12 protein-coding genes are annotated in these 11,428 nt (G+C 60.3%); 9 read left to right on the top strand and 3 right to left on the bottom strand.

Annotation, left to right across the window (positions count from 1 at the left end; genetic code table 11):
- Position 1: 1 nt before the first annotated feature.
- From CFBP4996_RS19325 to CFBP4996_RS19290, 8 genes are all read left to right on the top strand, one after another.
- Positions 2-937: a 2-hydroxyacid dehydrogenase gene (locus CFBP4996_RS19325; protein WP_080854165.1), complete on the top strand. Its 936-nt coding sequence runs from the start codon at positions 2-4 to the stop codon at positions 935-937.
- 169 nt (positions 938-1,106) lie between these two features.
- On the top strand, positions 1,107-1,907 hold the full coding sequence (locus tag CFBP4996_RS19320; RefSeq protein ID WP_059757916.1) for an SDR family oxidoreductase: 801 nt from the start codon (positions 1,107-1,109) through the stop codon (positions 1,905-1,907).
- A complete protein-coding gene (locus CFBP4996_RS19315; protein ID WP_080854166.1) occupies positions 1,904-2,611 on the top strand; it encodes an amino acid ABC transporter permease in 708 nt (235 codons plus the stop codon). The genes CFBP4996_RS19320 and CFBP4996_RS19315 overlap by 4 nt, the downstream gene beginning before the upstream one ends.
- Positions 2,608-3,369 (top strand): amino acid ABC transporter permease, encoded by a 762-nt coding sequence (locus CFBP4996_RS19310; protein WP_059757910.1) that lies wholly within the window; start codon positions 2,608-2,610, stop codon positions 3,367-3,369. The genes CFBP4996_RS19315 and CFBP4996_RS19310 overlap by 4 nt, the downstream gene beginning before the upstream one ends.
- Positions 3,366-4,133 carry an amino acid ABC transporter ATP-binding protein gene (locus CFBP4996_RS19305; RefSeq protein ID WP_080854167.1) on the top strand — a complete coding sequence of 256 codons (768 nt, stop codon included), beginning with the start codon at positions 3,366-3,368 and terminating at the stop codon, positions 4,131-4,133. Before CFBP4996_RS19310 ends, CFBP4996_RS19305 begins: the two co-directional genes overlap by 4 nt.
- A gap of 94 nt (positions 4,134-4,227) precedes the next feature.
- On the top strand, positions 4,228-5,064 hold the full coding sequence (locus tag CFBP4996_RS19300) for an ABC transporter substrate-binding protein (RefSeq protein WP_026363393.1): 837 nt from the start codon (positions 4,228-4,230) through the stop codon (positions 5,062-5,064).
- A 90-nt stretch (positions 5,065-5,154) separates the two neighbouring features.
- Complete coding sequence (locus tag CFBP4996_RS19295; RefSeq protein WP_003519667.1) at positions 5,155-5,829, top strand: 4-carboxy-4-hydroxy-2-oxoadipate aldolase/oxaloacetate decarboxylase; 675 nt, start codon at positions 5,155-5,157, stop codon at positions 5,827-5,829.
- A gap of 67 nt (positions 5,830-5,896) precedes the next feature.
- A complete protein-coding gene (locus CFBP4996_RS19290; protein WP_080854168.1) occupies positions 5,897-6,928 on the top strand; it encodes an L-idonate 5-dehydrogenase in 1,032 nt (343 codons plus the stop codon).
- A 73-nt stretch (positions 6,929-7,001) separates the two neighbouring features.
- On the opposite strand, the gene CFBP4996_RS19285 is transcribed toward CFBP4996_RS19290, so the two are convergent.
- Positions 7,002-7,943: a bifunctional helix-turn-helix transcriptional regulator/GNAT family N-acetyltransferase gene (locus CFBP4996_RS19285; RefSeq protein ID WP_080854856.1), complete on the bottom strand. Its 942-nt coding sequence runs from the start codon at positions 7,941-7,943 to the stop codon at positions 7,002-7,004.
- Positions 7,944-8,178: 235 nt separating this feature from the next.
- On the opposite strand from CFBP4996_RS19285, the gene CFBP4996_RS19280 reads away from it, so the two are divergent.
- Entirely contained in the window at positions 8,179-8,523 is a 345-nt protein-coding gene (locus CFBP4996_RS19280) for a hypothetical protein (RefSeq protein ID WP_059757900.1), read from the top strand.
- Positions 8,524-8,563: 40 nt separating this feature from the next.
- Here CFBP4996_RS19280 and CFBP4996_RS19275 read toward each other — a convergent pair whose 3' ends face one another.
- Both CFBP4996_RS19275 and CFBP4996_RS19270 read right to left on the bottom strand, forming a co-directional pair.
- On the bottom strand, positions 8,564-9,709 hold the full coding sequence (locus CFBP4996_RS19275; RefSeq protein WP_003519654.1) for an alpha-hydroxy acid oxidase: 1,146 nt from the start codon (positions 9,707-9,709) through the stop codon (positions 8,564-8,566).
- A gap of 50 nt (positions 9,710-9,759) precedes the next feature.
- A complete protein-coding gene (locus tag CFBP4996_RS19270; protein ID WP_080854169.1) occupies positions 9,760-11,427 on the bottom strand; it encodes an acyltransferase in 1,668 nt (555 codons plus the stop codon).
- Position 11,428 lies beyond the last annotated feature (1 nt).

Here is an 11,428-nt window from a genome sequence, read left to right as displayed (position 1 = left end):
CATGAAGCCCGATCTTCTGCAAACCTACCCGCTTCAGCCACAGATAGAAGCCGAACTGCAAAAGCGCTTCCGGGTCCATCGCTGGCACGAAATATCCGACAAACAGGCGTTTCTGCAGGCGGAGGCGGCTTCGATAAAGGCTGTCGTCACCGGCGGCCATATCGGCCTTGCCCCTGATCTCGCCGCCTGCCTGCCCGCTCTCGAAATCGTCGCCATCAACGGCGTCGGTTTCGACAAGGTCGATCTCGATCAGGCCCGCGCGCGCGGCTTCAGGGTGACGAACACGCCGGACGTGCTGACCGAGGACGTCGCCGATCTCGCCATCGGCCTCTCCATCATGTTGCTGCGCCAGCTCGTCAGCGCAGATCACCATGTCCGCTCGGGGGAATGGAAAAAAGCCGAGATGCCGCTTGGCAACAAGGCGTCGCGACGGCGTTACGGGATTTACGGGCTTGGCCGCATAGGCCGCGCCATCGCAGCGCGGCTGGAAGCCTTCGACGCGGAGATTTCCTATTTCAGCCGGCGGAAACAGGACGTGGCCTATGGGTATCATTCAACGGCTGTGTCGCTCGCAAGCGACTGCGATGTCCTGATCGTCGCGGCGGCGACGACGCCGGAGACCAGACACGCGATCAACCGCGAGGTGTTGGCGGCGCTGGGGCCGGGCGGCGTGCTCGTCAACGTCGCCAGAGGATCGCTGGTGGATGAAAAGGCGCTGGTCGATATTCTGATGGCAGGCGGGCTGAAGGGGGCGGCGCTCGATGTCTTCGAGAACGAGCCGCATGTTCCCGAGGCGCTGATCGGCATGCGCAATGTCGTTCTCGCTCCGCATATCGGCGCTGCGACCCATGAGACGCGGCTTCAGATGGGCGCTCTGGTTCTCGCCAATCTGGATGCGCATTTCGCAGGACAGGACCTGCCGACGGCTGTGGTCTAGAATGTACCGGTGGCCGGCAAGGGGGATGCATGCCCCGCCGGCCGGATTGCCGCATCGCTGAAAGTGGTGCAATCGCCATCCATACAAGTTGCTTATTACTCCAAAAAAAATCGGTCTTAGGCAAGCGATGAAAGCTTCACTAATGTTTGCTCAACGATAGGGGACAAACATGCCATTCTCAGACTACAAGACCGCACTCGTAACCGGCGCATCTTCCGGAATTGGCGCCGCCGTCGTGGAGCGCCTTTGCCGCGAAGGGCTGGAAGTGCATGCGGTTGCCAGAAGCGCGGACGCTCTCAACAAGCTGGCGAAGCGCACGGGCTGCTTCGCACATGCCATCGATGTGACGGACCGGCCGGCGCTTGCAAAGCTGACGAGCGAAGTTGCGTTCGATGTCCTCGTGAACAATGCCGGCGTCGACCGCCCGAAGAAGTTTCTGGAAGCGGATGAGAGCGATATCGATCTCCTGATCGACGTGAACCTTCGCGCCGTGCTGCATCTGTGCCGCATGGTGGTGCCGGGCATGGTGGCGCGCGATCGCGGCCATGTCATCAACATCTCCTCCATTGCCGGCAATTATAATTTCGGCGGCAATTCCACCTATCATGCCAGCAAGGCCGGCGTGGCGATGCTGTCCAACCAGCTGCGTATCGATGCTTTCGGTAAACGTGTGCGGGTGACGGAAATCTGCCCCGGTCGTGTCGCGACTGATATTTTCAACCATGTGCACGGCGATGATCCGAGCATTCGCGAACGTTTCATCGATGGTTTCGAATTGCCGCAGGCTTCCGATATCGCCGATGCGATTGCGTTTGCCATCGCCGCACCCGTGGCCATGAATATCGGCCACATGGAAATCACCCCGACGCTTCAGGTCATGGGCGGGCTGCAGACGGCCAAGCCCCAAACGGTTGAAAATCGGCCGGCTGAAAAGGTTGCGGCGGGCGGAGCCGGAGGAAAAGTCGCGTGAGCGGTTTTGACCTCGGCGCAATCTTGAACAATGCGGACTATGTCTCGATGCTTTTGCATGGCATCCAGATGACGTTCATCATCTATGCCGGCTCGTGGCTGCTCGCCATGTCGCTTGCCATCGTGCTTCTCTCCATCCGCCTCTCGCCCTTCCGCTTCGGCGATCCGCTGGTGGCGGCCTATGTGTCCTATCACCGCAACGTGCCGACGCTGGTGCAGCTGATGCTCTGGTATTTCGGCGTCTTCACGCTGCTGCCGAGCGGGCTGGCCAGCTGGCTTTCCAGCCATAATGCGGAAGCGATCTTCGCCATTATCGGCCTCGGTCTCTGTCAGGCCGCCTATTTCAGCGAGGATCTGCGTTCGGGCGTTCGTTCCATCAATCCCGGCCAGATGGAGGCGGCGCGTGCGCTCGGGCATAGCTATGTCTCGGCCATGCGGTTCGTCATTATGCCGCAGGGCGTTCGCAATGCGCTGCCGCCGCTTATCAACCACAGCACCTCGCTTTTCAAGAACAGCAGTCTCGGGGTTCTGATCGGCGCACCGGAACTGACCCATGCGGTCAAGGAAGTCGAAAATCTGAGTTTCCGGACGTTTGAGGTCTATCTGGTCGCCACCGTGCTTTATCTGTTCTTCTCGCTGCTGATCATGGGTCTCGGAGCCTATATCTCCATGCGTGCCGATCCTTTGCGGAGGGCGCGGGCATGATCCACGACATGATCGCAATCATCCAGGATTACTGGCTGCTGCTCCTGATCGGCCAATATCCCAACGGTCCGCTCGGCGGCCTTGCCAACACGCTCATCCTGTCGGCGCTCAGCATCGCGCTCGCCTTTCCCGTCAGCATCCTGATGGCGCTGGCGCGGCTGTCGAAATGGCGGGCCCTGCGCTGGCCGGTGACCGCGGTGGTGTATTTCACCCGTGGCGTGCCGCTGCTGATGCTCATTCTCTGGAGCTATTTTCTCGTTCCGCTCTGGACCGGCGCCGACGTGCCGAGCTTCGTGACGATGCTGACCACGCTCGTCATCTATCAGGGCGCTTTCATGAGTGAAGTCGTCCGCGCCGGTATCGTTTCGCTGGGCACGGGGCAGATGGATGCGGCGCGCGCGCTCGGCCACGGTTATTTCGGTGCAATGCGTTATGTCATCCTGCCGCAGGCGCTCTACAACATGATCCCGAGCCTGATCTCGACTTTCGTATCCACCATCAAGGATACGACGCTCGGTTATGTCATCAATGTGCCGGACCTGACCTTTGCGGCAAACCAGGTGAACAACCAGCTTCTGACCCAGCCCTTCCAGGTCTTCCTCATTCTGGCGCTGGTTTATTACATCATCTGCTGGTCGCTCACCCATGTCGCCAATCTTCTCGAGCGGCGTATCGCCCGCCGCCGGGCCGGCCCGCGCGGCAAGCTTGCCGCAGACACGGCACCGGCCCCCGCCAATATCGTTACGGAGCAGCTATGACCGCGCCAGTTTCCGCCACTCAGGACGCCTACACCATCACGCTTTCGCAGGTCTGCAAAAGCTATGGCGATTATCAGGTGCTCAAGGATGTCAACGAAAACGTCACCCGTGGCGAGGTCGTGGTCATCTGCGGGCCGTCGGGATCCGGCAAGTCCACCCTCATCCGCACGATCAACCGTCTGGAAGAGATCAGCAGCGGTTCGATCATGCTGGATGGCAGGAACATTCATGCCCAGATGCGCGCAAAGGAGCTGAACGCGCTGCGCAGCCGTGTGGGCTTCGTCTTCCAGAGCTTCAACCTCTTCCCGCATCTTTCGGTGGTGGAGAATGTCTCCATGTCGCCGATCCGGGTGAAGGGCGTTTCTCCGGCCGTCGCCCATGACAAGGCGCTGAAACTTCTCGACCGCGTCGGCCTTGCCGACAAGGCCAATTCTTATCCTGCCCAGCTTTCCGGCGGTCAGCAGCAGCGCGTCGCCATCGCGCGGGCGCTCGCCATGGAACCGCCGGTCATGCTGTTCGACGAGCCGACTTCCGCTCTCGACCCCGAAATGGTCGGCGAAGTGCTCGCCGTCATGAAGAGCCTCGCCGCCGAAGGCATGACCATGCTCTGCGTCACCCATGAAATGGGCTTTGCCCGTGAAGTGGCCGACCGCATCTGGTTCATTGATGCCGGGCGCATTCTCGAAACCGCAAAACCGGACGAGTTTTTCAAAAATCCGCAACATCCGCGTGCCCAGCGGTTTCTTGCCGATCTGAGACACTAGAGCGGGATGGCGAAAAGTGTGAGCGGTTTTCGCCTGAAATCCCGCTCAAAACCTAACTAACAACCCCAACCTCTATAATAACGGGAGAACTGAAATGAACTGGAAGTGCATTACTCTTACCGCCATATTGGCAACCTCGGCTGCGGTCATTCCGGCCAAGGCCGACCAGCTCGATACGATCATTGCGAACAAGACGCTGCGTTGCGCGACATTCGCCGATGTGCCGCCTTTCGCCTCGCCGGATCCGAAGACGCGCGAAATGGCCGGCTTCGATGTCGATCTGTGCGGCGCCATCGCCAAGGAACTCGGCGTCAAGGCCGAGATCAAGCCGGTGTCGGTCGAAGCGCGCGTTCCCGAAGTCAAGCTCGGCCGCGTCGACCTCTCGGTCGCCAACCTCGCTTACACCCAGAGCCGCGCCGAACAGATCCAGTTCAGCGATCCATATTATCTGGCTAAGGAAATGCTGATCGTTCCGGTCGATGACCCCGGCACCAAGAAGTCCGACTTCGTCGGCCAGCGCATCGCGTCCAGCAAGGGTTCGACATCGGAACTCTCCGTCAAGCTCAACAAGTCCGAGCCGCTGACGTTCCAGGATACGGCGTCCGCCTATCTCGCCGTCCAGCAGGGCAAGGCGCGCGGCATCGTCGGCAACACCATGACGATGACCAAGTTCGTCAACGAATCCAAGACCAAGGGCAAGCAGATGCGCATGATCGAAGAGCCGATGCTCTTCCAGCCCATCGGCATCGGCATGGCCAAGGACAACCCGGCGCTGACCGCGAAGATCAACGAAATCCTGCGCAAGCTCGATGCGGATGGTGAAATCAACCGCATCTGGGACAAGTGGCTTGGCCCGAACACCGAATACAAGATGACGCGCACCGACAAGGTCGTGCCTCTGTCAGAACTGAAGTTCGACCCGATCCCCTGAGCTTCGGCTCAGCATCGGCCAATTTCCAACTCTTCAACACTATCGGTCGGCGAGACGCTCTCGCCGACAGCTTCAACGTGGGAGGTTTTCATGATCCACATTAAAGATATCGCGCAGCGTCCGGCCAAGGCGGATGTCGACGCCCTTGCCAAATTCTCTCCCGCCACGATCCATGAGGCGCAGGGACGCCGCGGCGCATTGTCCTCGCGGCTGAAGCCGGTCGATTATCGCATGAAGCTCTGCGGCCCGGCCTTCACGGTCAAATGCGCGCCGCGCGACAACATCATGCTGCAGCTTGCCATCAACTATGCCAAGCCGGGTGACATCATCGTCGTTTCCGCCGGCGAATATGAAGAAGCCGGTTCCTTCGGCGACGTGCTCGCCAATGCCTGCCTCGCAAAAGGCATCGGCGGCCTGGTGACGGATACCGGCGTGCGCGACACGCTGCAACTGCGGGACCTCGGCTTCCCGGTCTTCTCGCTCAGCGTCTGCATCAAGGGCACGGTCAAGGAGACCATTGCCGCGGTCAACGATCAGGTGATCGTCGGCGGCGAGATCATCAATCCGGGCGATATCATCGTCGGCGACGCCGACGGTCTCGTCGTCGTCAGGCGCGAGGAAGCGCAGGAAGCGGCCAAGCTTTCGCAGGCCCGCGAAGATGCCGAGGCCGGCTACATCGAAGCCTACAAGCAGGGCAAGTCGGTGATCGAGGTCAGCAAGCTGGAGCCGGTTCTGAAAGCCAAGGGCCTCGTGGTCGATATCTGAGACAAGTCCGGGGACAATGGGCAACGGCGGCGACTGCCGCCGTGTGAGCCTTATGGGAGGAGAGACTATGAAAGCGGTTGTCATCCACGCGGCGAAGGATCTGCGGATCGAGGAACGGGAGACCGAGCAGCCCGGTCCGGGGCAGGTCGAGGTCGCCATCGAAGCGGGTGGCATCTGCGGCTCCGACCTGCATTATTACAATCATGGCGGCTTCGGCACCGTGCGGGTGCGGGAGCCGATGATTCTCGGCCATGAGGTGGCCGGCACCATCAAGGCTTTGGGAGAGGGTGTCTCCGGTCTCGCCGTTGGCGACCGCGTTGCCGTATCGCCCAGCCGGCCCTGCAACCATTGCGAATTCTGCCTGAAGGGCCAGCAGAACCAGTGCCTGAACATGCGCTTTTATGGCTCCGCCATGCCCATGCCGCATATTCAGGGCGCGTTTCGTCAGCGTCTCGTCGCCGAGGCGTATCAGTGCCACAAGGTGCGGGATGGCATCTCCATTCATGAAGCGGCCATGGCCGAACCCTTCGCGGTAACGCTGCATGGCGTCAACCGCGCCGGCGCATTGACCGACAAACGCGTTCTGGTCACCGGCTGTGGGCCGATCGGTGCGTTGGCGATCATCGCCGCCCGCGCCCATGGCGCCCGGGAAATCGTCGCAACCGATGTCATGGATGCGGTTCTGCAAAAGGCGCTCGCCATCGGAGCCGACCGTGTCATCAACGTCGCCGATGACCCGGATGCGCTCTCCGCCTACTCGGCAAACAAGGGTTATTTCGATGTGCAATTCGAGGCATCCGGAAATGAAAGAGCCGTCCGTTCGGGTCTCGAAGCACTGAAACCGCGCTCTACCGTGGTCCAGCTCGGTCTTGGCGGCGATGTGTCGATTCCGCAGAATATGGTGGTTGCCAAGGAAATTGAGATGAAGGGCACCTTCCGGTTCCATGAGGAATTCGGACTTGCCGTCGATTTCATCAACCAGCGCCGTGTCGACCTGAAGCCCCTTTTGACCGGAACCTTTCCGCTGGAAGAGGCGGTTGCGGCATTCGAAGCCGCCGGCGACCGAAGCAGGTCGATGAAGGTTCAACTCGCCTTTTAACGGGTGCCGGCACCTGATTTCGAAACGGCCGCAGGAAGATTCCGATTGCGGCCGTTTATATGTGGTTGAAAGATCATTCGGGCCTTGGCCGGACAAAGCGCTGTTCCAGAACCTGGCTTCCCCACTGGCTGCCCGGATGTTCCTCGACGCATTTGAAGCCATGGGCTTCGTAAAGGTGCCGTGCGGCCAAGAGGCCGTTGAATGTCCAGAGATGGGTTTCGGCAAAGCCTTTTTCATCGACGAAGGCCAGTGCGGTTTCCAGCAGCCTGCGTCCGACACCGCCACCGCGCACCCCGTCATCAACGATGAACCAGCGCAGATGCGCAATATCCGCTCCGAGATCTTCGCCGTCGATGGCAACGGAGCCGATGATCTCCTGCCCCCGCATTGCGACCCAGATCGCATTCTTCGGGCTTTCGAGCCGGTTGCAAAAAGCCGCGAGGCCTTCGGCCACGACGGATTCGAAACGCTGGCCGAAGCCGGATGTCCGGGCGTAATAGAGCGCATGCATCTGCGTGATCCGGGCAATGATGCCGGGCCTGTATCCCTCCAGGATCTCTATGGAGGGTGCAACGGCATCGGTCCTGTCTCCCAGCGCATCGGCGTAAAGACGAAGCCCCTGGAGGATCGTGTGAGCATCCGCCGACGTAAGCTGCGTCAGGGCGCCGGAGACCTGCCGGTTCGCAAAGCCATGAATGTCGGCCACTTGTTCTTGTCCCTGGCCCGTAAGACGCAGCCGCTTGATACGACTGTCCCCTTCATCCGTTTCTTCGCGAACATCGCCCGAAAGGACGAGCTTGCGCAGCATGCGGCTGACGCTCGATTTTTCAAGCCGCAGAAGTTTTCCCAGATCCCGCGCCGTGATGTCGGGGCGCGCCTCGATCTCGATCAGGGCATGCACGGCGGAGGGTGGCAGATCGGTGCCGGCAAAGTCTCCCCCCATGAAGCCGAGTTCGCGGACGAGCCGGCGGGAGGTGGAACGGATATCGTTTATGGGGAAGAGTTGTTGGGGCACGTTCAATCCATTATGGTTGCATCATGCAACCATAACCATATTCCGCCTGACTTGCCAAGATTGCCCCCGACGTAAAAGGCTGGCTTTCTCAGCAAAAGCGGGCAATCTGCTCTTCCGGTCGCCGACAATGGCGGCTAAACCGATATTATCGGCAAGATGGATATTCGCTGAGATCGCGCGGCGCGACTTTACCTGCGCCGTTTGCGGTAGGTGATTATCCGGCTATGGAGCAGGCATGCCCGACACGCCCCGATTTTTCCGCTACGCGGTTTTAGCGGCCATGTTTCCCGTGGCCGTCCTCGGTCTGGTGGCAACCCCGAACGAATATCGCGCCATCGGCGTCGAGGCCGTCGATTGCGATGGCCCCATATCCGTTCTGATTGCCGCGGTGCCGGCGCTTGCGGCCTATGCAATTATCGGCTGGATGTTTCTCTCCGGAGCCAAGCGCCATCGCTCGCTGATTTCAGCCTGTTTTTGCGGACTTGTTTGCCTGGCGCTCGTCTGGAACATCGGCATGGCGCTTCAGGAACAGCGACGAAACGCGGCTGAAATGGCATGTGGTTTCAGTAGTCGGTTGTGACCGCGCTTCACCCAAGTTCTTCCGCAATCGTCCCGCTTGTTCAACGGAACCGAAGGTTCCGGCGTGTGAGCTGATCGACGGAGGTGCAGCCCATCAGCTTCATGCCACGCTCGATTTCGATGCGCATCAGCTCGAGTGCCCGTTCGACGCCCGGTTGCCCGGCAGCAGCCAGGGGGAAAAGGTAATAGCGGCCGAGCCCCACGGCTTTTGCACCGAGGGACAGTGCTTTCAGAACATGGGTGCCCCGCTGCACGCCGCCATCCATCATCACATCGATCCGGTCGCCAACCGCATCGACGATCTCGGCCAGCTGATCGAAGGCGCTGCGGGAGCCATCCAGCTGGCGCCCGCCGTGATTGGAAAGCACGATGCCGCTGCAGCCGATCTCCACGGCGCGTCTGGCGTCGTCCACCGACATGATGCCTTTAAGGCAGAACGGCCCGCCCCATTCGCGCACCATCTGCGCCACATCGTCCCAGTTCATCGAAGGGTCGAGCATGTCGGTGAAATAGCGGCTGATGGAAAGAGCGCCGCCGTCCATTTTAATGTGGTCGTCGAGCTGCGGCAGGCTAAAGCGCTCATGCGTCAGGTAATTGATGCCCCAGGCCGGCTTGATGGCGAATTGCGCGATGCCGGAAAGATTGAGCTTGAACGGAATGGCAAAGCCGGTGCGCTTGTCGCGCTCGCGGTTGCCGCCGGTAATACTGTCCACCGTCAGCATCATCGTCTCGACGCCGGCGCTCTTGGCGCGCGCCATCATATCGCGGTTGAGGCCACGGTCCTTGTGGAAATAGAACTGATAGACCTGCGGCCCGCCGCTGATCCGGCGCGCTTCTTCAAGGCTCGTGGTGCCGAGCGAGGAGACGCCGAACATCGTACCGTATTTCCCCGCCGCTGCCGCAACCGCCCGTTCCCCCTGATGGTGGAAGAGGCGTTGCAGCGCCGTCGGCGAACAATAGACCGGCATGGACAGCTTCTGCCCCATGACGGTGACCGACATATCCACATCGGCCACGCCCCGCAGCACATCGGGAACGAGATCGCATTTTTCGAAGGCGGCCGTGTTTCGCCGATACGTCACCTCGTCATCGGCAGCGCCGTCTATGTAGTTGAAGATCGGTCCGGGCAGACGCTGTTTGGCCATGCGGCGAAAATCGTGGAAATTATAGCAGTCTTTGAGTTGCATCTTTTACTCGACCGGTCCGGTTTGAAAGCTTTCAAAAGAGTGTCGGAAACCTATACCGGAGATTTAGAGCGGGCAATCAGGCCACGGACGATTTCCGCAGGCTCGAAGCGATGGATGCCGCGAGGTCGGAACGGCAGGAGATGTTCCGCACCGAGAAGCTTCGCTGAAAGCCAGAGAACCGACATCCACATTTCCGTGCCCTGTAGCCCGGCCGGATGTCCCTCGGCGAAGGCAAATCCCCTGTTTCTTTGCCAGCGTCCCTCATTTCGGCGCAGAATTTCGCGGGCGATTTCCTTCGCCTCGTCCTGCCGGTGATCCGTCTGTTTCAGGCACAGAAGAAGCGGATGGATCGTATCGAGCAGGTTGCAGGCATTAAAATCCTCGCCATGGAAACCGCCATAGGCACGATAGTTGGCGATAACGGAGTCAATCGCTGCTTCCGGATGGGGAAGGGGCAGGCCGAATTGTGCGTAAGAGCCGCGGGTAAGCCGGTAAAAGCCGTTGACCGGTTGCAGCAGGCCCTGTGCGGCAGTCGGCTCACCCCAAAGCCCGGTGGTTTTACCCACATTCATCGCCAGCCAGCCGAAGAGAACGGTGAGGTTGTCGCCGGATGTGAAATAGCGCCTGTTGAAATAAAGCGCAGTGGCGATGGCGTCTATCGTGGCGCCGCAATGCCATGCCCGGCTTTGCCACGGCAACTCTTCCAGCAGGAGGATGAGTTCGTCGGCGCGCAGACGCTCAACGAAAGCGATCGGCTGTTTCGGTGCGGTGCCGAAACATTCAAGCGCATATCCGACAGCCAGAATATTATAGAGGACGGCAGGGTCCTTCTCGGGAGGCGTCGAGGAGTGGTGGTGACGGTTAAGAAACAGCCCCGTTTCCTGATCTTGCAAGTCCTGAAGACTGGCCACGGTTTTTCCGGCATCGAAAGCGATCTTTTCCTGTCCGAAGGCTGCTGCGATCTCGATGGCATCGCACAGATGCCTGACGCTTTCGACCTCACGTCCGGATGCATCGGCGGAACGATAGATGCCATCCTCGCCATAGGAGCGGATGGCGGCAAGCCAGTCGTCGGCAATCTCCTTACCGAGTTCTTGCAGCAGGCCATCGGGCTCCATCAGCTTCGGCGCGGCCGCTTTTTCTCCGCGATATCGCAGAACCCGGGCGGGAACGCCACCTGCAATGGCCATGGCGGGAATGTCCTTCGCCACCACCGCGCCTGCGGCAATAATTGCGCCGCGCCCTATCTTCACGCCATCCAGCACAACCGCATTGGCGCCGATCCAGACGTCGTCACCGATCTCTATCCCGAGCGAGGTCAGCGGTTGGCGATGGATCGGAGTTTCAATGTCGTCGAAGCCATGGTTGAAGCCGACGATGCTGACATGTGAGGCGATGCGCACGCCGTTGCCGATTGTCACCTTACCGGAAAGACAGGCATAGGGGTTGATCGAGACATTTTCGCCGAGTTCGATATCGCCACGCACGATTGCGTAACCGGCGATCCACGACTGCGCACCCATAAGGAGTCTATCCGTATGCACCTCGGCCCTGGCGGCGATGTAGACGCCCTGCCCGAAAGCGGCGTTTCCAGAGCGCTCAAGGCCACTCAGCCGCGCCTGATGGTCGGGGCTGTCGATATCCTCCCCTCTCCGCTCCCAGGTCAGGATGTTCAGCCGATCCGGTCTCTGGGAAACACCCGGTGTGTCGTCGGTCATC

It is taken from the genome of Agrobacterium leguminum (assembly GCF_005144435.2).
GTDB lineage: Bacteria > Pseudomonadota > Alphaproteobacteria > Rhizobiales > Rhizobiaceae > Agrobacterium > Agrobacterium leguminum.
Note: the sequence above shows the minus strand (reverse complement) of the source record. Positions and strands in the feature narration are given on the sequence as shown.